Origin of the sequence: Pseudomonas sp. NFPP02 (assembly GCF_900119355.1) — a bacterium.
Classification (GTDB): Bacteria; Pseudomonadota; Gammaproteobacteria; order Pseudomonadales; family Pseudomonadaceae; genus Aquipseudomonas; species Aquipseudomonas paracarnis.
Window position 1 is genome coordinate 498,228 of the sequence record NZ_FPJI01000001.1, and the last position, 25,227, is coordinate 523,454.

Sequence of the window (25,227 nt, forward strand, 5' to 3'; positions counted from 1 at the left end):
ATGGGCGCCTGGAATTACAACCCTTGGGAAAACGATGAAGCCGCGGACTGGTTTCAGGAGTTCTGGAAGCAACAAAATTTTGCGGTCTTGATCAACGAAATCAGCCAGTTTGATCCCGCTGAAGAACGTTATGACGCCTTTAGGGCTGCCTGTTATCTATTACAAACCCTAGGCAACCCCTATATATGGCCAGCTGAATATCTGGCACAACTCAAACCCCTGATCGAGCAGGCTATTTCAATATTGACCCAACTGATTGATCCGCCCAATGACGAATGGGGGTTTCTTGATATGTGGGGCGACAGTGCCGATGTTATCAACGCAGTGGAGGAACAAATCGACGCTCTGAAAATGCGATTAGGCGAGCTGGCTTAATCTGGCATACGCATCAGCACCCAACAAAAAATGGGCACCCGACCCAGTCGGCGTGCCCATCTTCTTTACCGCCCCGCCTCCCTTCGAGACGGTACCGCTTAACTTACGGGTTGACGCTGTCTTTGAGCGACTTGCCCGGCTTGAACGCTACGGTGTTGCTCGCCTTGATTTTCACTGGCTCACCGGTTTGCGGGTTTTTGCCAGTGCGGGCGCCGCGGTGGCGTTGCAGGAAAGTGCCGAAGCCGACCAGGGTGACGCTGTCCTTGCGGTGCAGGGCTCCGGTGATTTCTTCGAGGACGGCATTGAGGACGCGGTTGGCCTGTTCTTTGGTGAGATCGGCTTTTTCAGCGATGGCGGCTGCGAGATCTGGTTTACGCATATGTGAAGCCTCTTTGACGGTTTTTTGTTGTTATGTCCGTGCTGCTCTCTGGTGGAGCAGCGCCAAGGCGCCGCAGGCTCTACTCTGCGGCAGACGGGAGTGAGGATGGCATGCCCTCGGGCGCCGCGCCAGTCTCGCGGCGGCCTTTCTAGGGGTATGAACGTGATGTTTGCGACAGAACGGGTGGTATTTACGCCAGTAACGGCGGAAGTTCTTTGTTCAGCGCCAGTTTATCCATGACAGCGCTGCCGGTCAGTGCGTAACCCAGCAGGCGGCCGCTGGCATCGCGGCACAGGGCCTTGATGTCGGCACCCTGCCCTTCGACACTCCAGACGCCTTCAGTGCCTCGTGGTGCAGGTGAGACCACCAGCGGGCACACCGGGGTTTTCACGGTGATGGGCATTGGCCCATAGCTCACCGCCGTGGCATTGCCGGCCAGGGTTTGCGCCAGGGCACGGGCGCAGCTCATCAGCGGCATCACGTACAACAGGTTCAGGCCATCCACCTCGGCGCAGTCGCCCAGGGCATAGATATTGGCGTGGGAGGTCTTGAGGTGGCGGTCCACCATGATCCCGCGGTTGATTTGCAGGCCGGCCGCTGCGGCCAGGTCTACACGCGGGCGCAGGCCAATGGCAGACACCACCAGGTCACAGTGGATCACTTCACCGTCCGACAGGTGCGCTTCAAGGCCATCAGCCGTGCGTTGCAGGCGATTGAGCACCGGGCCCAGGTGGAAACGCGCGCCGATGCCTTCCAGCCCGGCTTGCACCGCTGCGGCTGCCGCCGGGTGCAGCAGGGTCGGCATGACTTGCTCACACGGCGCGACCAGGTCGATTTCATAGCCGCCCAGGATCAGATCATTGGCAAACTCACAGCCGATCAGGCCAGCGCCAAGCAGCAGCACGCGCCGTTTGCCGGCAGCAGCGGCACGAAAGCGCGCGTAGTCTTCCAGGTCGTTGATCGGGAAAATCAGCTCAGCCGCATCGCCTTCGACCGGTACGCGCACGGTTTCTGCGCCCCAGGCCAGGACCAGGTCGCGGTAGCTCACCGCTTCCTCGCCGATCCACAGGCGCTTGTGGCCTGGGTCGATGCCGCTGATGCGCGTATGGGTGCGCACCTGGGCCTTGAGTTGCTCGGCCATGGCGCCAGGTTCGGCCATGCTCAGGCCATCGGCTTCCTTGTTCTTGCCAAAGCCGGTGGAGAGCATGGGCTTGGAGTAGGAGCGTCCGTCATCGGCAGTGATCAGCAGCAACGGGGTCTCGCTGTCGAGCTTGCGAAACTCCCGGGCGACGTTGTAACCGGCCAATCCTGTGCCGATGATCACGACAGGTGCGTTCATTCCTTTCTCCTTGTAGTACGTTTCTTAAATTCGGGATTACGCGATTTCGATCATTTCGAAGTCCGACTTACCCACGCCGCAGTCCGGGCACAGCCAGTCTTCCGGGACGTCCTGCCACAGAGTGCCTGGTGCAATACCGTCATCCGGCCAGCCGTCCGCTTCGTTATAGATAAGGCCACAGACGATACATTGCCACTTCTTCATTACATGCTTCCTCAGGTTCAGGCGTGTTGGCCGGCGGTCGATGGATCCAGCGTTGCCGCGCGGCTCAGGGCGTTTTGTACTGATCGGGGCCGGCAGATGCAAGCACGTTCGACGCAAACGACGGGTTTGGCACGGCAAAAGCCCAGGGTGCCATGGTAAGCTCGCCGCCTCTTTTGCTGCCAATACTGACTCACCGTGCCGCACTCAATCGCCCTTCCCGATGCTTGCCAATGGCTGACCCAGAGCCTTCTGAGCCCCTTGCCCACGCCCTTGACCCTCAACTGGCTGTTTGACGAAGGCTCGCTGACGCGACGGCTGACGTGGCTGTCCAACGAGGGTTTCAGCGTGACGCCGCTGTTCGAAGGCTGGCAACCGTTGCGCGACGACGAATGCGCCGCCCTGGACCTACCGCCGGCCAGTATCGGTTGGGTACGCGAGGTGTATTTGCGCGGGCACGGCCAGCCTTGGGTGTTCGCCCGCAGCGTGGCGGCCCGCAGTGCCTTGCAGGGCGACGGGCTGCACATGGACGAACTGGGCAGCCGCTCGCTGGGCGAGTTGCTGTTCTGCGACCGCGCCTTTACCCGCCAGGCCATTGAAGTGTGTCACTACCCTCGTGCCTGGCTGCCGACAGCGGACCAGGCCGATAATCTGTGGGCGCGCCGCTCGCGCTTCGACCGCGGGGCGCTGAGCGTGCTGGTGGCGGAAGTCTTCCTGCCCAGTTTCTGGCACGCGCTGCAAGATCATCCGGAGAACTGCTGATGTACCAACGTCTGCTCAAGTCCTTGAACCGCCTGAACCCCAGGGCCTGGGATTTCATTCAGTTGACGCGCATGGACAAGCCCATCGGCATCTACCTGCTGCTGTGGCCGACGCTGTGGGCCCTGTGGATCGCCGGCAAGGGTTCGCCGTCACTGATCAATATCGTGATTTTCGTGCTGGGCGTGGTACTGACCCGGGCCGGCGGCTGCGTGATCAATGACTGGGCCGACCGCAAGGTCGATGGCCATGTGAAACGCACCGAGCAACGCCCGCTGGTTAGCGGCAAGATCAGTTCGAAGGAAGCGCTGGTGTTTTTTGCCGTGCTGATGGGCATCAGTTTCCTGCTGGTGCTGCTGACCAATGCCAGCACCATCCTGCTGTCCCTGGGCGGCCTCGCACTGGCGGCAAGCTACCCGTTCATGAAGCGCTACACCTATTACCCCCAAGTGGTGCTGGGCGCAGCGTTTTCCTGGGGCATGCCGATGGCGTTTACCGCCGAGACCGGCCATTTGCCTGCCACCGCGTGGCTGCTGTACATCGCCAACCTGTTGTGGACGGTGGGCTACGACACCTATTACGCCATGACCGACCGCGATGACGATTTGAAGATCGGGGTGAAATCCACCGCCATTCTGTTCGGTGACGCTGACCGCGTGATCATCCTCACCCTGCAAGGCCTGGCGCTGGCGTGCCTGTTGCTGGCCGGCGCACGGTTCGAGCTGGGCGGGTGGTTCCACCTCGGGTTGCTGGCGGCAGCGGGCTGTTTTGTCTGGGAGTTCTGGTACACACGGGACAGGGAACGCATGAAGTGCTTCAAGGCGTTCTTGCATAATCACTGGGCGGGGTTGGCGATTTTTGTCGGGATCGTGGTGGATTACGCGGTTCGCTGAGGATTCTGTGGTGATTGTTGGGGCGCCATCGCAGGCAAGCCAGCTCCCACATTTTGATTGTATTCGCACATCAAAAAAATGTGGGAGGGGCTTGCCCTCGATGGACTCAGCAGCGCCGCAGACTTAAGGCTTGATGATGTGCCAGACGCTACCTTTGCCATCACCGGTCTTGTCACCGGCTTTCTTGTCGTCCTTGTAGGTGTAGACAGGCTTGCCTTTGTAGGCCCACTGGCTGGTCTGGTCGTCGCGGGTGATCACCGTCCAATCGCCGGTCTTGGTGTCGGTGGACTCTGCCTTCAGCGGTGGCCAGTTGGTCGCGCACTGGTCCTTGCACACTGATTTGCCATCAGCGTCCTTGTCGAAGGTGTAGAGCGTCATGCCCTTGTGGTCCACCAACATCCCATCTTTAGTCATCGCCGGCTCTGCCGCAAACGCCAACCCTGGCAGCGTCAACACCGCAGATACCAGCAGGGTTTTCCAGGAAACAGTGCTGTAAGTCATCGGAACCTTCCTTTTGTGGTTGTCAGGATTCGGACCCAAAGGGTAGTCCAGAGTGCCGTTAATTGCCCAAGCGACTAAATTACTGTCACACGACTGCAATAATTCCGTTATCTAATGCGGCGCAAGACAGTTAAATGACAAGAGGATTGAGCATGGTTGGCAGGAGCATTCTGATCGTTGACGACGAAGCGCCCATTCGCGAAATGATCGCCGTCGCGTTGGAAATGGCCGGCTATGACTGCCTGGAGGCGGAGAACTCCCAGCAGGCCCACGCCATTATCGTCGACCGCAAGCCGGACCTGATCCTGCTCGACTGGATGCTGCCCGGCACCTCGGGCATCGAATTGGCCCGCCGTCTCAAGCGTGACGAGCTGACCGGGGATATCCCGATCATCATGCTCACCGCCAAGGGCGAAGAGGACAACAAGATCCAGGGCCTGGAAGTGGGCGCCGATGACTACATCACCAAGCCGTTTTCCCCACGGGAACTGGTGGCGCGCCTCAAAGCCGTGCTGCGCCGCGCCGGCCCGACCGATGGCGAAGCGCCTATCGAAGTCGACGGCTTGATCCTGGACCCGATCAGCCACCGCGTGACCATCGACGGCAAGCCCGCGGAGATGGGGCCGACCGAATACCGCCTGCTGCAATTCTTCATGACTCACCAGGAGCGCGCCTACACCCGTGGCCAACTGCTCGACCAGGTATGGGGCGGCAACGTCTATGTGGAAGAGCGCACTGTGGACGTGCATATCCGCCGCCTGCGCAAAGCCTTGGGCGATGCGTACGAGAATCTGGTACAAACCGTGCGCGGTACCGGCTATCGGTTTTCTACCAAAGGCTGAGCCAGTCCCTTTCCTCCCTTAACAGCTGACAAGGACGCATGTTTAAGTGAACCAGAACTGGCATGGCACCCTGATCCGCCACATGCTTCTGTTGATCACTGCCTGCCTGCTGGTCGGGCTGATCAGTGGCTATTACGGCTGGAGCCTGGCCGCCGGCATCGCGTTGTACCTGGGCTGGACCCTCAAACAATTGCTGCGCCTGCATGAATGGCTGCGCCAGCACAAACCCGATGAGGCCCCCCCCGATGGCTATGGCCTGTGGGGCGAGGTGTTCGACAGCATCTACCACCTGCAGCGCCGCGACCAACGGGTACGCGGGCGCCTGCAAGCGGTGATCGACCGGGTGCAGGAGTCCACCGCCGCGCTCAAGGACGCGGTGATCATGCTCGACAGCGACGGCAACCTGGAATGGTGGAACCGTGCCGCCGAGACTCTGCTGGGCCTCAAGACGCCCCAGGACAGCGGCCAGCCGGTGACCAACCTGGTGCGTCACCCGCGCTTCAAGGAATACTTCGAGCAGGACAACTACGAAGAAGCCCTGGAAATCCCCTCGCCCACCAACGACCGCGTGCGCATCCAGCTGTACCTGACTCGCTACGGCAACAACGAGCACTTGATGCTGGTACGTGATGTGACCCGTATCCACCAGTTGGAGCAGATGCGCAAAGACTTCGTCGCCAACGTTTCCCATGAGCTGCGCACGCCGTTGACGGTGATCTGCGGCTACCTGGAGACGTTGCTGGACAATGTCGATGAGATCAACCCACGCTGGAGCCGCGCCCTGCAGCAGATGCAGGTGCAAGGCTCGCGCATGCAAACCCTGCTTAACGACCTGCTGTTGCTAGCCAAGCTTGAAGCCACGGACTACCCCTCGGACAACCACCCCGTGGCGGTGCAGAGCCTGTTGCAGACGATCAAGAACGATGCCCAGGCCCTCTCGGGCGAACGCGGGCAGCAGATCACGCTGGAGGCCGACCCAACCGTATTGCTCAAGGGCAGTGAAGGCGAATTGCGCAGTGCATTCTCCAACCTGGTGTTCAACGCGGTGAAGTACACCCAGGACAAGGGCAATATCCGCATTCGCTGGTGGGCCGACGAGCACGGCGCGCACCTGAGTGTGCAGGACTCGGGTATCGGTATCGACGCCAAGCACCTGCCGCGCCTGACCGAGCGCTTCTACCGTGTCGACTCCAGCCGCAACTCCAACACCGGCGGCACCGGGCTGGGCCTGGCCATCGTCAAGCATGTGCTGCTGCGCCATCGGGCCCGCCTGGAAATAAGCAGCGTGCTGGGGCATGGCAGTACCTTTACCTGTCATTTTCCGCCGGCGCAGGTAAACCGTTCGCGAGCGGTCGAGGCCGATGATTAAGCGGAAGTGAGCACGGCCCACTGTGGGAGCTGGCTTGCCTGCGATGACGGCGGGTCAGCCAAATTATCGGTAGCAGGCAGACCGCCATCGCAGGCAAGCCAGCTCCCACACGGGTTCTGCGACACGACTTTGCAGCCCCGCCCGGCAGCGGGCACTAGGCAAGCGCCCCGTCAGCCGCTACATTGGCCGACTTGCGCCTGCCTTTCAGGCCTACCTGTCACCCCTTATTGAACACACGGAACCTGCAAAACCCCATCATGGACCCTTCCCCTGGCATTACCCTCGCTACACTCTTCGCCGATTTCGGCATGATTCTTTTTGCACTGATCCTGGTACTGCTCAACGGTTTCTTCGTTGCGGCGGAATTTGCCATGGTCAAACTGCGCGCCACCCGCGTCGAGGCCATCGCCCATAAGAACGGCTGGCGCGGGCAGATCCTGCGTACCGTGCACAGCCAGCTCGACGCCTACCTGTCGGCTTGCCAGCTGGGTATCACCCTGGCGTCCCTGGGCCTGGGCTGGGTCGGTGAGCCGGCCTTTGCGCACATCCTCGAGCCGATGCTGGGCGCGGTCGGCGTGCAGTCGCCGGAAGTGATCAAGGGCGTGTCGTTCTTTGCCGCCTTCTTCGTGATTTCCTACCTGCACATCGTGGTCGGCGAACTGGCCCCCAAATCCTGGGCGATTCGCAAACCCGAGTTGCTGTCGCTGTGGACGGCCGTGCCGCTGTACCTGTTCTACTGGGCGATGTACCCGGCCATCTACCTGCTCAACGCCAGTGCCAACGCCATCCTGCGTATCGCGGGCCAAGGCGAGCCTGGCCCCCACCATGAGCACCATTACAGCCGCGAAGAACTCAAGCTGATCCTGCACTCCAGCCGTGGCCAGGACCCCAGCGACCAAGGCATGCGCGTACTGGCCTCCGCCGTGGAAATGGGCGAGCTGGAAGTAGTGGACTGGGCCAACTCCCGGGAAGACCTGGTGACCCTGGACTTCAACGCCCCGCTCAAGGAAATTCTCGCGCTGTTCCGCCGCCATAAATTCAGCCGCTACCCAGTGTATGACGCGGTGCGCAACGAGTTTGTCGGCTTGCTGCACATCAAGGATTTGCTCCTGGAACTGGCTGCCCTGGACCATATCCCCGAATCGTTCAACCTGGCCGAATTGACCCGCCCGCTGGAACGCGTATCGCGGCATATGCCGTTGTCGCAACTGCTGGAGCAGTTCCGCAAAGGCGGCGCGCACTTCGCCCTGGTAGAGGAAGCTGACGGCAAGATCATCGGCTACTTGACCATGGAAGACGTGCTGGAAGTGTTGGTGGGCGATATCCAGGACGAACATCGCAAGGCCGAGCGCGGCATCCTCGCCTACCAGCCCGGCAAACTGCTGGTGCGTGGCGACACGCCGTTGTTCAAGGTGGAACGCCTGTTGGGCGTCGACCTGGACCACATCGAAGCCGAAACCCTGGCCGGCCTGATCTACGACACGCTCAAGCGCGTGCCGGAAGAAGAAGAAGTGCTGGAAGTTGAAGGCTTGCGGATCATCATCAAGAAGATGAAAGGGCCGAAGATCGTGTTGGCCAAGGTGCTGTTGCTGGACTGACTGTAGACCAGTCGCCCTCTGTAGGAGCGAGCTTGCTCGCGAAAAACTCACAGGCGCCGCGTTTATTCAGGAAGCACGCGTTATCGTTGGCGTTTTTCGCGAGCAAGCTCGCTCCTACAGGGGATAGGCGTCGCGGTGCTTCACGCACCCGGCACGAAATGCTTCTGCGCCGTGCCACGGGCGATCAGGCGGGATATGTAGTCCAGCTTCTGCGCATCCTGGTCGATAAAGCGGAAAGTCAGTTGCAACCAGTCGCTGTCGGGCTTGGGCTCGTAGGCGACGATGGCGTGCAGGTAGCCGTTGAGCCGTGCGACTTCGGCGTTGTCGCCCTGTTCAAGGTCGAGCACGGCGCTTTCCAGTACTTGTGGCAGGACCTCGCCACGCTTTACCACCAGCAACGCTTCCTTGATGCTCAGGGCCTTGATCACGCATTGCTGGGTGCCGCTTGCGAGGCGCAACTGGCCCTGACCGCGACTGCCCGTCGGCGCCGCTGCTGCGGGGGCCTTGGCTGGCGGTGTATTGAGCAGACCTTTGCTGGGCGCCGCCACCGGGGCCGGCTTGACCGCTTCGGGTTTGCCGCCGGTCAGGGCGCTCAGGGAGTCGTTGCCAAAGGCTGAGTTCATCTTGGTCGGCGCGCTGGCAATCAGCGCATCGAGGCGACCGATCTTGTGCAGGGCCTGCTTGACCTTGTTCAGCAACTGCTCGTTGGTGAACGGCTTGCTGACGTAGCCGGAAACCCCCGCCTGAATCGCCTGCACCACGTTTTCCTTGTCGCCACGGCTGGTCACCATCACGAACGGCATGGCCTTCAGGTGCGCTTGCTCGCGGCACCAGGTCAACAACTCAATGCCAGACATTTCCGGCATTTCCCAGTCACACAGCACCAGGTCGAAGGTTTCGCGCATGAGGATGGATTGCGCCTTTTTGCCGTTCACCGCATCTTCGATCTTGATCCCGGGGAAGTAATTACGCAGGCACTTCTTCACCAGGTCGCGAATAAACGAGGCGTCATCCACCACCAACACACTGACTTTACTCATCGACCCTTCATCCTATAAAAACGTCTGCAAAACGCCTGACTGATGGCATTTTGCCAAAACTCGCGGGTCACAGAAGGACTTTATGGCGCCTGCTGTGCAAAAAATTCAGATGCCGCAAACAAAAACGCCCGGCCAGAGGCCGGGCGTTAATTTCTCGGGCAACCTTACTTATCGTCAGATTCGCCCGGAACATTAGGGATTAGATCAGCAGTGCCTTCAACTTCGGCCTTCATGCGCTTTAGGCCCATGTGCCGGACGTCGGTGCCGCGCACCAGATAAATCACCAATTCCGAGATATTGCGCGCGTGGTCGCCGATACGCTCCAGGGAGCGCAGCACCCAGATAATGTTCAAGACCCGCGAGATCGAACGCGGGTCTTCCATCATGTAGGTGGCCAACTCGCGCAGCGCGGTCTTGTATTCGCGGTCGATGATCTTGTCGTACTGAGCCACCGACAACGCCAGTTCGGCGTCAAAGCGGGCGAAAGCGTCGAGGGCATCGCGCACCATGTTGCGCACCTGATCGCCGATATGGCGCACTTCCACGTAGCCACGGGGCGCCTCACCCTCTTCGCACAGCTGGATGGCGCGGCGGGCAATCTTGGTGGCTTCATCGCCAATGCGCTCCAGGTCGATCACCGACTTGGAAATGCTGATGATCAAACGCAGGTCCGAGGCCGCTGGCTGGCGGCGGGCAAGAATGCGCAGGCACTCTTCGTCGATATTGCGTTCCATCTGGTTGATCTGCTCGTCAATCTCACGCACCTGCTGAGCCAGGCCCGAGTCGGCCTCGATCAGCGCGGTGACCGCATCATTGACTTGCTTCTCCACCAGCCCGCCCATCGCCAGGAGGTGGCTGCGCACTTCCTCAAGCTCGGCATTGAACTGCGCGGAGATGTGGTGGGTAAGGCCTTCTTTGCTAATCATGTTGGCGTCCTTGGAGCGTCCGGTAAGGTGCGGAGAACCGCAGCGTCAGTGCAATCAGAACCACAGCTTCCTAGCCGTAGCGACCGGTGATGTAGTCTTCGGTCTGCTTCTTCGCCGGATTGGTGAACAGGGTGTCGGTGTCGCCGAACTCCACCAGCTTGCCCATGTACATGAACGCGGTGTAGTCGGAAACCCGCGCCGCCTGTTGCATGTTGTGGGTCACGATGACGATGGTGAACTTGGACTTGAGCTCGTAGATCAGCTCTTCGACTTTCAAGGTGGAGATCGGGTCGAGCGCCGAGCACGGTTCGTCGAGCAGCAACACTTCCGGCTCTACGGCGATGGTACGGGCGATCACCAGGCGCTGCTGCTGGCCGCCGGACAAGCCGAGTGCCGATTCGTGCAGGCGGTCCTTGACCTCGTCCCACAATGCCGCGCCCTTGAGCGCCCACTCAACCGCTTCGTCGAGGATGCGTTTCTTGTTGATGCCCTGGATACGCAGCCCGTAGACCACGTTTTCGTAGATGGTCTTGGGGAACGGGTTGGGCTTCTGGAACACCATGCCCACGCGGCGACGCAGCTCGGCCACGTCTTCGCCCTTGCGGTAGATATTGGTGCCGTAGAGGTTGATTGCACCTTCTACGCGGCAACCGTCCACCAGGTCATTCATGCGGTTGAAGGTACGCAGCAACGTGGACTTGCCGCAGCCCGACGGGCCGATGAAGGCGGTCACGCGTTGCTTGGGGATGTTCATGCTGACATCGAACAGCGCCTGCTTGTCGCCGTAGTACAGGCTCAGGCCGGGGACTTCGATGGCCACGGTTTCCTGGGCCAGGCTCAGGCTCTGCTTGTCGCGACCCAGGGCAGACATGTTGATGCCGTGGGATTGGGTTTCGTGTTGCATGGGATGCTCCCTGTGCTACCAATTCATTTCGTTGAACCGCCGGGGCGGCTTACTCAAATTCTGTGCCTGACACCGAGCCCTGTGGGAGCTGGCTTGCCTGCGATGCGGGTGGCGCGGTATTGCAGTAAAACCGCGGTGATGCCATCGCAGGCAAGCCAGCTCCCACATTGGATCGCATTAGCTGTCCAGCGCTTTGTATTTTTCGCGCAGGTGGTTACGAATCCACACTGCCGACAGGTTGAGCGTGGCAATCACCAGTACCAGCAGCAAGGCGGTGGCGTACACCAACGGCCGTGCGGCTTCGACGTTGGGGCTCTGGAAGCCGACGTCATAAATATGGAAGCCCAGGTGCATGATCTTCTGGTCCAGGTGCAAGTACGGGTAGTTGCCATCCAGCGGCAGCGACGGCGCCAGCTTCACTACACCCACCAGCATCAGCGGTGCCACCTCACCCGCGGCACGGGCCACGGCGAGGATCATGCCGGTCATCATCGCCGGGCTGGCCATTGGCAGCACGATCTTCCACAACGTTTCCGCCTTGGTCGCGCCGAGCGCCAGGGAGCCTTCACGCACGGTGCGAGGAATCCGCGCCAAGCCTTCTTCGGTGGCCACGATCACCACGGGCACCGCCAGCAGCGCCAGGGTCAGCGAAGCCCAGAGCAACCCCGGCGTACCGAAGGTCGGCGCAGGCAGCGCTTCAGCGAAGAACAGACGGTCGACCGAGCCCCCCAATACATACACGAAGAAGCCCAGGCCGAACACGCCGTAGACGATAGCCGGTACGCCGGCCAGGTTGTTCACGGCGATGCGGATGATGCGGGTCAAGGTGTTCTGCTTGGCGTACTCACGCAGGTACACCGCAGCCAGTACGCCAAACGGGGTTACGATCATTGCCATGATCAGGGTCATCATCACGGTGCCGAAGATGGCCGGGAAGATCCCGCCTTCGGTGTTGGCTTCCCGTGGGTCATCGCTGAGGAATTCCCAGACCTTGCTGAAGTAGAAGCCGATCTTGGTCATCGTGCCCATGGCGTTCGGCTGGTAGGCGTGCACCACTTTGCCGATGCCGATTTCCACTTCCTTGCCGTTGCCGTCACGCGCCGTCAGGGCGTCGCGGTTGAACTGGGCATGCAGGTCGGCCAGGCGCGCTTCGATGTCCTGGTAGCGGGCGTTCAGCTCGGCGCGGTCGGCGTCCATGTCGGCCTGGGCGGCAGCGTCGAGCTTGCCTTCCAGTTCCAGTTTGCGACCGTGCAGGCGGATGCGCTCCAGCCCTGCGTTGATCGCGCCAATATCGGTTTTTTCCAGGCTCTTGAGCTGAGCGGCCAGCTTGTTCACGCGGTCCACGCGGGCTTGCAGCTCAGGCCACGCGGCCTCGCCTTCGGCAATCACCTTGCCGTCCTGTTTGACGTTGACCAGGGTGCCGTAGAAGTTGCCCCACTCACGACGCTCGATGGCCATCAGGTTCGCAGGCTTGGTCTGGTCCTTCAGCCACTCACCGACAATCCAGGTGAAGTCGTTGCCGTTCAGGTCGCGGTTGCCGACCTTGATCAGCTCACGGGTCATGAATTCCGGGCCCTGGTCGGGCACCGGCAGGCCCGCGCTCTTGAGGCGCTCACGCGGCACTTCTTCTTTCTGCACCACTTCGCCGATCACGATGTGGTTGGCCTGGCCTGGCACGTTGTAGTTGGCCTGGATCAGGTCGGCCGGCCAGAAATGGCCCAGGCCCCGCACCGCAATCACAGCCAGCAAACCAATGGTCATGATGACCGCGATGGACACCGCGCCACCGCTGATCCAGACGCCGGGGGCGCCGCTCTTGAACCATCCATTCAGGGAGTTCTGTTTCACAGACTTCTACCTTTCTTAAAGCGACGAGTATTTCTTGCGCAGACGCTGACGAATCAGCTCGGCGAGGGTGTTCATGATGAAGGTGAACAACAGCAGCACCAGCGCCGAGAGGAACAGCACGCGGTAATGACTGCCGCCCACTTCCGACTCGGGCATCTCCACCGCAACGTTGGCCGCCAGGGTGCGCAGGCCCTCGAACAGGTTCATCTCCATCACCGGGGTGTTACCGGTAGCCATCAGTACGATCATGGTCTCGCCCACGGCGCGGCCCATGCCGATCATCAGCGCCGAGAAGATGCCCGGGCTGGCGGTGAGGATGACCACGCGGGTCATGGTCTGCCACGGCGTGGCGCCCAGGGCCAGGGAACCCAGAGTCAGGCCGCGTGGCACGCTGAACACGGCGTCTTCGGCGATGGAGTAGATGTTCGGGATCACCGCAAAACCCATGGCCAGGCCGACCACCAACGCGTTGCGCTGGTCGTAGGTAATGCCCAGATCGTGGGAGATCCACATGCGCATGTCACCGCCGAAGAACCAGGTTTCCAGGTACGGGCTCATGTACAGCGAGAGCCAGCCCACCAACAGGATCACAGGAATCAGGATCGCGCTTTCCCAACCATCGGGAACGCGCAGGCGGATCGACTCAGGCAAGCGGCTGAAGACAAAGCCGGCGACCAGGATGCCAATCGGCAACAGCATCAACAGGCTGAAAATGCCCGGCAGGTGCCCTTCCACATACGGCGCCAGGAACAGGCCGGCGAAGAATCCGAGGATCACCGTCGGCATGGCTTCCATCAGCTCGATCACCGGCTTGACCTTGCGGCGCAGGCTCGGCGCCATGAAGTAAGCGGTGTAGATCGCTGCAGCAACCGCCAGTGGCGCCGCCAGCAACATGGCGTAGAACGCGGCCTTCAAGGTACCGAAGGTCAGCGGGGCCAGGCTCATCTTGGGTTCGAAGTCAGTGTTGGCGGCCGTGGATTGCCAGACGTATTTAGGCTCGTCGTAGTTCTCGTACCAGACCTTGCTCCACAACGCGCTCCACGACACTTCCGGATGCGGGTTGTCGAGCAACAACGGTTGCAGCTTGCCACCCGCCTCGACAATCACACGGTTGGCCCGTGGCGACATGCCGAACAGACCCTGGCCGTCGACCACCGGGTCCACCAGCAAGGTGCGGTGGGCAGTGCTGTGGAACACGCCGAACTGGCCAGCAGCATCCAGGGCGGTGAAGCCTTTGCGGCGCTCTTCAGCGCTGATTTCGACGATGGGCGCGGTGCCCATCTGGAAGGTGCGGATCTGCTTCAGGCGCTGTTCGCCATCGGGGTCGCGGGCCATGAACCACTGGGCCAGGCCGCCTTTGGAGTTACCTAGGATCAGCGAGATACCGCCGACCAACTGGGTGCTGGCGGTGATTTCCGTGTCGGCGTCTTCCAACAGTTTGTAGCGACCGTTGAGGCTCTTGTCGCGCAGGCTGAACACGTCGGCCAGGGCACGACCGTTGATCACATACAACCACTGCTGGCGTGGGTCGATGAAGATCGCCTTCACCGGCTCGGTCATCTGCGGCAGCTCGACGCGCTTCTGCTCGCTGGTGACCTCACCGGTCATCATGTTTTCTTCACGGCTCAGGGTCAGCACGTTCAAGTGCGAACCGGCGGAACCTGCCACCACCAGGGAGGTATCGGTGGCGTTGAGCGCAACGTGTTCCAAGGGACGACCGGTGTCATCCAGCACGATCGGCGTTTCGCCGTAGGGGTACTCGATCGCTGGGGTGATGGTTTTCTTGCCGTCCGGGTACGACACCTTATAGGTGTGGCGAAACACCAAAGACTGGCCATTGGACAAGCCGAGAATCACCAGCGGGCTGCCCGGCTGATCTTCACCAATGGAAGCAACGCTGGTACCGGCCGGAATCGGCAGGTCGACACGCTTGAGCTCGGCACCGGTGTCCACGGCAAAGAACAGCGCCTGGCCCTTGTCGGAAACCCGCATGGCGACCTGGTTCTGTTCTTCGAGGGAGATCATCAACGGCTTGCCGGCGTCCTGCATCCAAGCGGGCGTCAACGCGTCTTCCTTGGTCAACGAGGCGCCCTGGAACAATGGCGCAACCACATAGGCGAGGAAGAAGAAGATCAGGGTAATGGCGGCCAGCACGGCGAGGCCGCCGACCAGCACATACCAACGGGTGAAGCGATCCTTGAGCGCGCGGATGCGGCGCTTGCGTTGCAGCTCAGGCGTATTGAAATCAATGCGCTTGGGAGGGGAAGTCGTCGTCATGGTGGAATTGGCCAGATCATTCATGCGCACACCCTAGCGATCCTGTATGACAGAAAGATGACAGTGCAGTGACGCAACAAATCCGCCGCGAAGCAGGGCTGGCAGCGGATAAAAATTAGGGATGCAGACTGCTTATGTGGGAGCGGGCTTGCCCGCGATGCCATCAACACGATTTCAACGCTAAACCGCGTCGCCAGCATCGCGGGCAAGCCCGCTCCCACAGAAAAGCATGCGTCTACATCAGGTATCGCAGGCTTAGTTGCCTTCTTTCAGACCCAGGTCAGCCAGGGCCTTGGCGGCGACTTTGGCTGGCAGCGGGATGTAGCCGTCTTTGACCACCACTTCCTGGCCCTGCTTGGACAGCACCAGTTTCACGAACTCAGCTTCCAGCGGCGCCAGTGGCTTGTTCGGGGCTTTGTTGACATACACGTAGAGGAAACGCGACAGCGGATACTTGCCGTTCAGGGCGTTTTCTTCGGAGTCTTCGATGTAGTCAGTGCTGCCTTTCTTGGCCAATGGCACGGTCTTCACGCTGGCGGTCTTGTAGCCGATGCCCGAGTAACCGATGCCGTTCAGCGAGGAGCTGATCGACTGCACGACCGAAGCCGAGCCCGGTTGTTCGTTCACGTTTGGCTTGTAGTCGCCTTTGCACAGGGCTTCTTCCTTGAAGTAGCCGTAGGTGCCGGATACCGAGTTACGCCCGAACAGTTGCACTGGCTTGTTGGCCAGGTCGCCGGTCACGCCCAGGTCACCCCAGGTTTTCACATCGGCTTTGGCGCCGCACAGACGCGTCGAGGAGAAGATCGCATCGACCTGTTCCATGGTCAGGTGCTGGATCGGGTTGTCCTTGTGCACAAATACCGCCAGGGCATCCACGGCAACCGGGATAGCGGTTGGCTTGTAGCCATACTTCTGCTCGAAGGCCGCCAGTTCGGTGTCCTTCATCTTGCGGCTCATCGGGCCCAGGTTGGAGGTGCCTTCAGTCAGCGCAGGTGGCGCAGTAGCGGAGCCAGCAGCTTGAATCTGGATGTTGACGTTCGGGTATTCCTTTTTATAACCCTCGGCCCACAGGGTCATCAGGTTAGCCAAGGTATCGGAGCCGACGCTGGACAGGTTGCCCGACACACCAGTGGTCTTGACGTAAGCCGGGATTGCCGGATCGACACCAGCGGCCACCGCGTTGGCGGTCGCAACGCCAGCAGCGACAAAAGTCATTGCCGCCATCAAACGTTTCAGTTTCATGCCTTGCTCCTAGCAGATAGGGATAATTGGATCGGGGCCAAGTATCGGCAGGCCGTGTGAACACTCTATGTCTGAAATATGACAATTAGATGAAAGGCCACTATCTGAATGTGCAGGCTTCAGCGGCCGCGTTTCCACAGATACCCGCCCACCAGCATCCCCATCACACACAGGACGGCCACATAGTAAGCCGGGCCCATCGGGCTCTCCTTCATCAGCAGCGACACCGCCAATGGCGTCAACCCGCCGAACACGGCATAAGCAACGTTGTAGGAAAACGACAGACCGCTGAAGCGCACCACCGGCGGGAAGGCTTTGACCATCACGTAGGGCACCACGCCGATGGTACCGACAAACAGACCCGTCAAGGCATACAACGGGAACAGCCAGTCGGGGTGGGCCATCAGGCTGTGATACAGCGTCCAGGAAGTCGCCAGCAGCAGTGCGCAACCTGTGACCAGCACGCGACCGGCGCCAAAACGGTCGGCCAGCGCACCCGAGGCGATGCAACCCAGGCTCAGGGTCACGATGGCCAGACTATTGGCTTGCAGCGCAACCGTAGGGCTGAAGTGGTAGATGGTTTGCAGCACGGTCGGGGTCATCAGGATGACTACCACCACGCCGGCCGACAATAGCCAGGTCAGCAGCATCGACAGCACAATGGCGCCACGGTGATCGCGCAACACGGCGCGCAACGGCAGTTCAGCGGCCAGGCTCTTGCGTTGCTGCATCTCGGCGAAGATCGGGGTTTCATGCAGCCAACGACGCAGGTACACCGACAGCAGGCCGAATACGCCGCCGAGCAGGAAAGGAATCCGCCAGGCGTAATCAGAGACCTGTTCCGGTGTATAGGCGCTATTGATGGCGGTAGCCACCAACGAGCCCAGCAGAATACCGGCGGTGAGGCCGCTGGTCAGGGTGCCGCAGGCGTAGCCGATGTGGCGCGGCGGGACGTGCTCGGAGACGAACACCCAGGCGCCCGGTACTTCGCCGCCGATCGCCGCGCCCTGGATGATGCGCATCAGTAGCAACAGGACCGGCGCCCACAGGCCGATCTGCGCGTAGGTGGGCAGCAGACCCATGATCAGGGTGGGTACGGCCATCATGAAGATGCTCAGGGTGAACATCTTCTTGCGCCCCAGCAGATCACCAAAGTGCGCCATGATGATGCCGCCCAAGGGGCGCGCCAGGTAGCCGGCGGCGAAGATGCCGAAGGTCTGCATCATGCGCAGCCATTCGGGCATGTCGACAGGGAAGAACAGTTTCCCGACCACGGTGGCGAAAAACACAAAGATGATGAAGTCGTAGAACTCCAGCGCTCCACCCAGGGCAGACAGCGACAGGGTTTTGTAGTCGTTGCGGGTCAGCGGGCGCGAGGGTTGCGCACTGCTTGCGGGCACGGAGGACATGGCAAGGCTTCTCTTATAGTAATCATCGTAAAGGACTGCACGCCCGTGACTTGCGGCGGGTTTGGCAAGATAGCAAATCGCCCGAAAAAGCACAGCGCCAGGAGCACAGTTGCGCGCAAAAGCCCCGATACAGCGTCTATTTACCGACCAAATGAGCGTCGGGAGGTCGTCGTGGCGCCAGGGTCTCGATATACTCGCCGGTGCAAGCGCCAGACCCGCTGTCTTGAGGGGCTGCTGTGCCAAAACGTTGTTGGGTGCCATCCAGCCGATTTGGCAGAGTTTCCCTTTAGTTCGCCTTACGAGAAACGCATCGAGCGGTGTATGTTGGTGCTGAAACGTTTTTCTAAGAAGACGGCTATCCACTTGAAATACCCATGAAGCGTCACGGGTCAGAGGCACCCTCGGCATGATCGAACTCGAACAAGAAGATCCTATCCCGCAAGGCGATCTCGCCCTGCAAATCACCGCGCTCCCGCGTGAAACCAACGGTTTTGGCGATATCTTCGGCGGTTGGCTGGTCGCGCAGATGGACCTCGCCGGCACGGCAATGGCCAGCAAGGTCGCCGGTGGGCGCGTGGCCACCGTGGCCATTGATCGCATGGCGTTTCTGGTGCCGGTGGCCGTGGGTGCGCAGCTTTCCTTCTATACCCAGGCCCTGGAAATCGGCCGCAGCTCGATCCAAATGATGGTCGAAGTGTGGAGCGACGATCCGTTGTCCAGCGAATGGCGCAAGGTGACCGAAGCCGTATTCGTGTTCGTCGCCATCGATGGCAGCGGCCGCACGCGCTCGGTACCGTCACGGGCGCGTTAAACCTCGCCGGGTTTTAACGGTCAATTGCCCCATTGCCTGCCACTAAGAGAGCTTTGTCATGCCTACGCCCCACGTTGAGACGGTAAAAATCGACGAGCTGGACTGCTGGCGCATCCGCCACAACGGCGCCGAGCTGATGGTGGCCCAACAGGGTGCGCATATCTTCAGTTACCAGCGCGAGGGCGAACAGCCGCTGATCTGGCCGAACCCTGAGGCAGTGTTCAAGCAGGGCAAAGGCATTCGTACTGGCGTACCGGTGTGCTGGCCGTGGTTCGGGGTGTTCGACCGCAACCCGCAAAGCGTCAAAGCCATGCGCCAGAGTGATCAGCCTGCCGGCGCCCACGGTTTTGTGCGCACCGCCCGCTGGGAACTGGCCACCACCGAACTCGACGGCCAGACGCTGCGAGTGGACTTGGTATTGCCGGTGCCGGCTGGCGGCTTTCCAGGCTGGCCCCATCAGGTAGACCTGACGCTGAGCCTGCTGTTGGATGACCAACTGCACATCCGCCTGACCAGCCACAACCGCGGCGCCGACACCGTGACCCTCAGCCAGGCATTGCACACCTACTTCGCCGTGAGCGATGTGCGCAAAGTGCAGGTCAAGGGGCTGGATGGCGTGGCCTACATCGATACCGCCGACGGGTGGACCGAGAAACAGCAAGCCGGGCTGCTGCACTTCAGCGCCGAAACAGACCGCATTTACCTGAATACGCCGGCCCAGTTGAACATCGTCGATAGCGATTGGCAGCGCCGTATCCAGCTCACCAGCGAAGGCTCGAAATCCACCGTGGTCTGGAACCCCTGGACCGAACGCGCCAAGGCTTTCGACGATATGGCCGATGACGGCTGGCAGAGTATGTTGTGCATCGAGACGGCCAACGTGCTGGACGATGTTGTGAACCTGGCGCCCGGCGAAAGCCACACTCTAGGCGTGAGCATCACGGCACTGGCCTTGTAAACCCAATCAAATGTGGGAGCTGGCTTGCCTGCGATGCAGGCAACTGGGTGTATCAGGAACACCGAGGCGTTGCTATCGCAGGCAAGCCAGCTCCCACAGATTATGCTCTGAGCTTTAGAGATCAGACTCCTTCACCACCCGCACCTTCCCCGCCTCCAGCGCATACGCGGCATCTGCCAAGTCGTTATTGACCGTCTCCACCTTCAGCGTGCCCGTGACCCACAGCGGCGTGTAGATATCATCCAGCTTCAACCCCTTGGGATAGCGCACCAGCACCAGTTGATTAGGCGGCGGTGGCGGCACGTGTATGCAGGCGCCCGGGTAAGGCACCAGGAAGAACAACGTACTACGGCCCTTGGCGTCCGTTTCAAGCGGCACCGGATAGCCGCCAATGCGGATATTCTTGCCGTTCATGGCCGCTACGGTCTTGGTGGAATACATCACCGCAGGCAGGCCCTTGCTCTGCTTCAAGCCACCCTTTTCGGTGAACGTGCCTTGAGCTTCGGGGGAGTTGTGGTCGATCTCGGGCATGGCTTCGAGAGCTTTCTGATCCGACAGCGGCATCAGGTCGAGCCAGTCGGTTTCCGGCAGTTCGCCAGCGTGCGCCAGGCCAGAGCCCAGCAGAAGAAGCGTTAACAGAAGACGGCGCATGGAGAGGCTCGGCAAATACAAGTGCCGAGCATTCTAGCCCTCTGCGCCTGCGCAGCGCAGAGGACTTTGTCGGCTGATTACTTCTTTTTGATCAGGCCGTAGATCACCAGCAACACGATGGCACCCACCAGCGCGCCGATGAAACCTGCGCCCTGGCCTGCCTGGTAGATCCCCAGGGCCTGACCGCCGTAGGTCGCGGCCAGGGAACCGGCGATACCCAGCAGGATGGTCATGATCCAGCCCATGCTGTCGTCGCCAGGCTTGAGGAAGCGCGCCAGCAGGCCGACGATCAAGCCGATAAAGATGGTTCCGATGATACCCATGGCATTTCCCTCTGATTGGTATGAGTCATGCCAAAGCCTAGTCAGCCTTTGGCATCCTGCAATCAGAGAGACGCAGAACCCCAATGGTTCCCGCCGTGGTCAGGCTTATTGTTCGGCGATCAGCGCTTCAACCTTGAGGATCTGCGCCTGCAGCGTCGCACGGTCCTTGCAACGCAGGTTGGCGTGGCCGACCTTGCGCCCGGCCTTGAAGGCCTTGCCGTAGTGATGCACGTGACAATCGTCGATCGCCATCACACGCTCCACCGGCGGTACAGAGCCGATGAAGTTGAGCATGGCGCTCTCGCCGACCTTGGCCGTGGAGCCCAACGGCAAGCCCGCCACCGCCCGCAGGTGGTTTTCGAACTGGCTGCACTCGGCGCCTTCGGTGGTCCAGTGCCCGGAGTTGTGCACGCGCGGGGCAATTTCATTGGCCTTGAGGCCACCGTCGACTTCAAAGAACTCGAACGCCATCACGCCGACATAATCCAGTTGCTTGAGGACGCGGCTGGAATAATCTTCGGCCAGGGCCTGCAACGGGTGGTCGGTGCTGGCCACGGAGAGCTTGAGAATGCCGCTGTCGTGGGTGTTGTGCACCAACGGGTAAAAGCGGGTTTCGCCATCACGGGCGCGTACGGCAATCAGCGAGACTTCGCCAGTGAACGGCACGAAGCCTTCCAGCAGGCAGGCAACGCTGCCCAGCTCGGCAAAAGTGCCGACCACATCGGCCGCGGTGCGCAGGACTTTCTGGCCCTTGCCGTCGTAGCCCAGGGTGCGGGTTTTCAACACCGCCGGCAGGCCGATGCTGGCGACCGCCGCGTCCAGGTCGGCCTGGGACTGGATGTCGGCGAAGGCCGGCGTCGGAATGCCCAGGTCCTTGAACATGCTCTTTTCGAACCAGCGATCGCGAGCGATGCGCAAGGCTTCGGCGCTCGGGTACACCGGCACGAACTGCGACAGGAAGGCCACGGTTTCGGCCGGGACGCTTTCGAATTCGAAGGTCACAAGGTCAACTTCATCGGCCAGTTGGCGCAGGTGGTCCGGGTCGCTGTAGTCAGCGCGCAGGTGTTCACCCAGGGCCGCAGCGCAGGCGTCCGGCGCCGGGTCCAGGAAAGCGAAGTTCATCCCCAGCGGCGTACCCGCCAAAGCCAGCATGCGGCCCAGTTGGCCGCCACCGATTACACCGATTTTCATCGTCAACAACCTCAGGCGATGCGTGGGTCTGGATTGTCCAGCACGCTGTCTGTCTGCTCAGCACGGAATTTTTTCAGCACCGCATGAAACTGCGGGTGCTTGGCGCCCAGGATGCTGGCGGACAGCAAGGCTGCGTTGATCGCACCGGCCTTGCCGATCGCCAGGGTTGCCACCGGAATGCCAGCCGGCATCTGCACAATGGACAACAGCGAATCCACGCCCGAGAGCATCGACGACTGCACCGGCACGCCAAGCACGGGCAGGTGAGTCTTGGCCGCACACATGCCAGGCAAGTGCGCCGCGCCGCCGGCACCGGCGATGATCACCTCGATGCCACGGGATTCTGCTTCATCGGCATACTGGAACAGCAAATCCGGGGTGCGGTGGGCGGAGACCACCTTCACTTCGTACGGAATGCCGAGTTTTTCCAGCATATCGGCGGTGTGGCTAAGGGTGGACCAATCGGACTTGGAGCCCATGATCACGCCAACCAATGCACTCATCGTCGTGCCTCTTCTCTCTGGGCGCCCGCAGGCGCGTCAAAAAACAACAAGCCACGCGGGAAATCCAGCGTGGCTTGGTGTACGAATTAAGGCCGGTTTGGACCGGCCGAAGGCCGCGCAGTATACCGTAATAATCCAGATAAACAGCCCCTGGGATGACCATCTGTCTAGCGGCGCAAAGTGGCGGTTTTATTGACTTAAGAGTCAGCGAATACACCACGAAATCCTGTGGGAGCTGGCTTGCCTGCGATAGCAGTGGATCAGAGCCAAATAGGTTGGCTGACACACCGCTATCGCAGGCAAGCCAGCTCCCACATGTGTTCTGCGCTGGGCTCAAGCGCTTTGCGCTGCCCCACCTTCCAGCTTCCTCCACAACAACCGCACATTCGCCTTGCGCACCAACGCGCAGCGATACAAGCGAATCTCCAGCGGCACATGCCATTGCGGCCCGCCGCACACCACCAGTTCGCCACGTGCCAACTCTGCACGTACGCTCAACTGCGGCACCCAGGCGATCCCCAAGCCTTCGAGGGCCATGCTCTTGAGGCTGTCGGCCATGGCGGTTTCATAGATGGTGGTAAAGCGCAGAGCCCTCTGGCGCAGCAGCAAATTCACCGAGCGGCCCAGGAACGCGCCGGCGCTGTAGGCCAGCAGCGGCACGCTGCCCTCGCCCTCCAGGTCGAACAGCGGCTTGCCCTCGGCATCGGCGGCGCACACCGGGAGCATTTCAGTGTTGCCCAGGTGCAGCGACGGGAAAATCTCGGCGTCCATTTGCATCGCCGCGTCGGGGTCGTAGAACGCCAGCATCAGGTCGCAACCGCCTTCGCGCAGGGCGTGCACGGCGTCGCCGACGTTGGTGGCCACCAGCCGCGTGGCGATATTCAAGCCCTCGTTGCGCAACTGAGCAATCCAGCGCGGGAAGAACCCCAAGGCCAGGGAGTGGGCGGCCGCCACTTGCATGACTTCGCCCTGCCCGCCTTCCAGGTGATGCAAATGGCGCAGTACTTCACCGAGCTGTTCGACCACGGTGCGCGCCGTCACCAGAAACAACTGCCCGGCCGCCGTCAGCTCCACCGGCGTACGTGAACGGTTGACCAGCGTCAGCCCCAGCGCGGCTTCCAGGCTGCGGATACGCCGACTGAACGCCGGCTGGGTGACAAAGCGCCGCTCAGCCGCCTGGGAAAAACTACGCGTCGCCGCCAGGGCGCTGAAGTCTTCCAACCACTTGCTCTCAAGGTTCATCACTGCCTCCCACGGAATGCACCATTTTGGCACACACGCCCGCCAAGATAACCGGGTCACATCCACATTATGCCGTTTGTGCATAGGCCAGTGTTTAACAGCATTGGCCCAAAAAGTTCTACAAGCCTAGCATTCGCAGCGTTCCGGCCAGTTCCGGGTCCATATTGAGATGATTTCCGTCATGTCCTCTGCTGCATCATTCCGTACCGAAAAAGACCTGCTTGGCGTACTCGAAGTACCGGCTCAAGCGTATTACGGCATCCAGACCCTGCGAGCGGTGAATAACTTCCGCCTCTCGGGCGTTCCGATTTCGCATTACCCGAAATTGGTGGTCGGTCTGGCAATGGTCAAGCAAGCGGCCGCTGACGCCAACCGCGAGTTGGGCCAGCTCAGCGAAGCCAAGCACGCTGCCATCAGCGAAGCCTGTGCTCGTCTGATCCGCGGCGATTTCCACGAAGAGTTCGTGGTGGACATGATTCAAGGCGGCGCCGGCACTTCAACCAACATGAATGCCAACGAAGTCATCGCCAACATCGCGCTGGAGGCCATGGGTCACCAGAAGGGCGAATACCAGTACCTGCACCCCAACAACGACGTGAACATGGCGCAGTCGACCAACGACGCCTACCCGACCGCGATCCGCCTGGGTCTGCTGTTGGGCCATGACGCGCTGCTGGCCAGCCTCGACAGCCTGATCCAGGCGTTCGCCGCCAAAGGCGCCGAGTTCAGCCATGTGCTGAAAATGGGCCGCACCCAGTTACAAGACGCCGTGCCGATGACCCTCGGCCAGGAATTCCGCGCCTTCGCCACCACCCTGGGTGAAGACCTGGCCCGCCTGAAAACCCTGGCGCCAGAGCTGCTGACCGAAGTGAACCTGGGCGGCACCGCGATCGGTACCGGCATCAACGCCGACCCGCGCTACCAGGCCCTGGCCGTACAACGCCTGGCCACCATCAGCGGCCAGCCGCTGGTACCGGCAGCCGACCTGATCGAAGCCACCTCCGACATGGGCGCCTTCGTACTGTTCTCCGGCATGCTCAAGCGTACCGCCGTGAAGCTGTCGAAGATCTGCAACGACCTGCGCCTGCTGTCCAGCGGCCCACGCACCGGCATCAACGAGATCAACCTGCCGGCTCGCCAGCCTGGCAGCTCGATCATGCCCGGCAAGGTCAACCCGGTGATCCCGGAAGCGGTCAACCAGGTAGCGTTCCAGGTCATCGGTAACGACCTGGCCCTGACCATGGCAGCCGAAGGCGGCCAACTGCAGTTGAACGTGATGGAGCCGCTGATCGCCTTCAAGATCTTCGACTCGATCCGCCTGTTGCAACGCGCCATGGACATGCTGCGCGAGCACTGCATCGTCGGCATCACCGCCAACGAAGCACGCTGCCGCGAACTGGTGGAGCATTCCATCGGCCTGGTCACCGCGCTGAACCCGTACATCGGCTATGAAAACGCCACCCGCATTGCGCGTATCGCTCTTGAAAGCGGGCGCGGCGTGCTGGAACTGGTGCGTGAAGAAGGCTTGCTCGACGACGCAATGCTCGACGACATCCTGCGCCCGGAAAACATGATCGCTCCACGCTTGGTCCCGCTGAAGGCCTAAGCGTTTGTTGCACCGCTCACCAGGTTGAGGGACTAGACAC

At 61.0% G+C, this 25,227-nt stretch carries 25 protein-coding genes; 9 read left to right on the plus strand and 16 right to left on the minus strand.

The window, feature by feature from the left end; translation table 11 throughout:
• Positions 1-375, plus strand: coding sequence for a DUF4259 domain-containing protein (locus BT204_RS02320; RefSeq protein WP_044269929.1), 375 nt, complete (start codon positions 1-3; stop codon positions 373-375).
• A 103-nt stretch (positions 376-478) separates the two neighbouring features.
• Here BT204_RS02320 and BT204_RS02325 read toward each other — a convergent pair whose 3' ends face one another.
• The 3 genes from BT204_RS02325 to BT204_RS02335 form a co-directional block, all read right to left on the minus strand.
• Complete coding sequence (locus tag BT204_RS02325; protein WP_003195589.1) at positions 479-754, minus strand: HU family DNA-binding protein; 276 nt, start codon at positions 752-754, stop codon at positions 479-481.
• Between the two features lie 190 nt (positions 755-944).
• Positions 945-2,093: an NAD(P)/FAD-dependent oxidoreductase gene (locus tag BT204_RS02330; RefSeq protein ID WP_072445653.1), complete on the minus strand. Its 1,149-nt coding sequence runs from the start codon at positions 2,091-2,093 to the stop codon at positions 945-947.
• A gap of 36 nt (positions 2,094-2,129) precedes the next feature.
• A complete protein-coding gene (locus tag BT204_RS02335) occupies positions 2,130-2,297 on the minus strand; it encodes a rubredoxin (protein ID WP_014720509.1) in 168 nt (55 codons plus the stop codon).
• A gap of 195 nt (positions 2,298-2,492) precedes the next feature.
• On the opposite strand from BT204_RS02335, the gene BT204_RS02340 reads away from it, so the two are divergent.
• Both BT204_RS02340 and ubiA read left to right on the plus strand, forming a co-directional pair.
• On the plus strand, positions 2,493-3,056 hold the full coding sequence (locus tag BT204_RS02340; protein ID WP_034129121.1) for a chorismate--pyruvate lyase family protein: 564 nt from the start codon (positions 2,493-2,495) through the stop codon (positions 3,054-3,056).
• Positions 3,056-3,946 (plus strand): 4-hydroxybenzoate octaprenyltransferase, encoded by an 891-nt coding sequence (gene ubiA / locus BT204_RS02345; protein WP_054896058.1) that lies wholly within the window; start codon positions 3,056-3,058, stop codon positions 3,944-3,946. The genes BT204_RS02340 and ubiA overlap by 1 nt, the downstream gene beginning before the upstream one ends.
• A 123-nt stretch (positions 3,947-4,069) precedes the next feature.
• Here the strand turns inward: ubiA and BT204_RS02350 are convergent, their stop codons facing one another.
• On the minus strand, positions 4,070-4,447 hold the full coding sequence (locus tag BT204_RS02350) for a COG4315 family predicted lipoprotein (protein WP_054896059.1): 378 nt from the start codon (positions 4,445-4,447) through the stop codon (positions 4,070-4,072).
• A 152-nt stretch (positions 4,448-4,599) separates the two neighbouring features.
• Here BT204_RS02350 and phoB point away from each other — a divergent pair, with 152 nt between their 5' ends.
• The 3 genes from phoB (at position 4,600) to BT204_RS02365 (ending at position 8,256) form a co-directional block, all read left to right on the plus strand.
• Complete coding sequence (gene phoB / locus BT204_RS02355; RefSeq protein ID WP_003195617.1) at positions 4,600-5,289, plus strand: phosphate regulon transcriptional regulator PhoB; 690 nt, start codon at positions 4,600-4,602, stop codon at positions 5,287-5,289.
• Between the two features lie 82 nt (positions 5,290-5,371).
• On the plus strand, positions 5,372-6,658 hold the full coding sequence (phoR, locus tag BT204_RS02360; protein WP_219857405.1) for a phosphate regulon sensor histidine kinase PhoR: 1,287 nt from the start codon (positions 5,372-5,374) through the stop codon (positions 6,656-6,658).
• Positions 6,659-6,915: 257 nt separating this feature from the next.
• Positions 6,916-8,256, plus strand: coding sequence for a hemolysin family protein (locus BT204_RS02365; RefSeq protein ID WP_003195620.1), 1,341 nt, complete (start codon positions 6,916-6,918; stop codon positions 8,254-8,256).
• Between the two features lie 140 nt (positions 8,257-8,396).
• On the opposite strand, the gene BT204_RS02375 is transcribed toward BT204_RS02365, so the two are convergent.
• The 7 genes from BT204_RS02375 to BT204_RS02405 all read right to left on the minus strand — a co-directional run bounded on the left by BT204_RS02375 (position 8,397) and on the right by BT204_RS02405 (position 17,902).
• Entirely contained in the window at positions 8,397-9,296 is a 900-nt protein-coding gene (locus BT204_RS02375; protein ID WP_034129124.1) for a response regulator, read from the minus strand.
• Between the two features lie 164 nt (positions 9,297-9,460).
• On the minus strand, positions 9,461-10,222 hold the full coding sequence (gene phoU, locus BT204_RS02380; protein ID WP_034129125.1) for a phosphate signaling complex protein PhoU: 762 nt from the start codon (positions 10,220-10,222) through the stop codon (positions 9,461-9,463).
• Between the two features lie 70 nt (positions 10,223-10,292).
• Complete coding sequence (gene pstB / locus BT204_RS02385; RefSeq protein WP_003195626.1) at positions 10,293-11,126, minus strand: phosphate ABC transporter ATP-binding protein PstB; 834 nt, start codon at positions 11,124-11,126, stop codon at positions 10,293-10,295.
• Between the two features lie 177 nt (positions 11,127-11,303).
• Positions 11,304-12,974 carry a phosphate ABC transporter permease PstA gene (gene pstA / locus BT204_RS02390; RefSeq protein WP_034129126.1) on the minus strand — a complete coding sequence of 557 codons (1,671 nt, stop codon included), beginning with the start codon at positions 12,972-12,974 and terminating at the stop codon, positions 11,304-11,306.
• 15 nt (positions 12,975-12,989) lie between these two features.
• Complete coding sequence (locus BT204_RS02395) at positions 12,990-15,023, minus strand: ABC transporter permease subunit (RefSeq protein WP_169918798.1); 2,034 nt, start codon at positions 15,021-15,023, stop codon at positions 12,990-12,992.
• 483 nt (positions 15,024-15,506) lie between these two features.
• Positions 15,507-16,493 (minus strand): phosphate ABC transporter substrate-binding protein PstS, encoded by a 987-nt coding sequence (locus BT204_RS02400; protein ID WP_003195633.1) that lies wholly within the window; start codon positions 16,491-16,493, stop codon positions 15,507-15,509.
• Between the two features lie 119 nt (positions 16,494-16,612).
• Positions 16,613-17,902 (minus strand): MFS transporter, encoded by a 1,290-nt coding sequence (locus tag BT204_RS02405; RefSeq protein ID WP_034129128.1) that lies wholly within the window; start codon positions 17,900-17,902, stop codon positions 16,613-16,615.
• Between the two features lie 406 nt (positions 17,903-18,308).
• Here BT204_RS02405 and BT204_RS02410 point away from each other — a divergent pair, with 406 nt between their 5' ends.
• Positions 18,309-18,713, plus strand: a complete 405-nt coding sequence (locus BT204_RS02410; protein ID WP_003176975.1) for an acyl-CoA thioesterase — start codon at positions 18,309-18,311, stop codon at positions 18,711-18,713.
• Positions 18,714-18,771: 58 nt separating this feature from the next.
• On the plus strand, positions 18,772-19,671 hold the full coding sequence (locus tag BT204_RS02415; RefSeq protein ID WP_072445655.1) for a D-hexose-6-phosphate mutarotase: 900 nt from the start codon (positions 18,772-18,774) through the stop codon (positions 19,669-19,671).
• A 114-nt stretch (positions 19,672-19,785) separates the two neighbouring features.
• Here the strand turns inward: BT204_RS02415 and BT204_RS02420 are convergent, their stop codons facing one another.
• The 5 genes from BT204_RS02420 to BT204_RS02440 form a co-directional block, all read right to left on the minus strand.
• Complete coding sequence (locus BT204_RS02420) at positions 19,786-20,322, minus strand: DUF3299 domain-containing protein (protein WP_034129130.1); 537 nt, start codon at positions 20,320-20,322, stop codon at positions 19,786-19,788.
• Between the two features lie 77 nt (positions 20,323-20,399).
• Positions 20,400-20,645, minus strand: coding sequence for a GlsB/YeaQ/YmgE family stress response membrane protein (locus BT204_RS02425; protein WP_005792540.1), 246 nt, complete (start codon positions 20,643-20,645; stop codon positions 20,400-20,402).
• A 105-nt stretch (positions 20,646-20,750) separates the two neighbouring features.
• Complete coding sequence (locus BT204_RS02430; RefSeq protein WP_054896064.1) at positions 20,751-21,836, minus strand: 5-(carboxyamino)imidazole ribonucleotide synthase; 1,086 nt, start codon at positions 21,834-21,836, stop codon at positions 20,751-20,753.
• A gap of 11 nt (positions 21,837-21,847) precedes the next feature.
• A complete protein-coding gene (purE, locus tag BT204_RS02435; RefSeq protein WP_003195648.1) occupies positions 21,848-22,339 on the minus strand; it encodes a 5-(carboxyamino)imidazole ribonucleotide mutase in 492 nt (163 codons plus the stop codon).
• A gap of 333 nt (positions 22,340-22,672) precedes the next feature.
• On the minus strand, positions 22,673-23,581 hold the full coding sequence (locus BT204_RS02440) for a LysR substrate-binding domain-containing protein (protein WP_019818139.1): 909 nt from the start codon (positions 23,579-23,581) through the stop codon (positions 22,673-22,675).
• 181 nt (positions 23,582-23,762) lie between these two features.
• On the opposite strand from BT204_RS02440, the gene aspA reads away from it, so the two are divergent.
• Entirely contained in the window at positions 23,763-25,187 is a 1,425-nt protein-coding gene (gene aspA, locus BT204_RS02445) for an aspartate ammonia-lyase (RefSeq protein ID WP_003195657.1), read from the plus strand.
• The last annotated feature ends 40 nt before the right edge of the window (positions 25,188-25,227 follow it).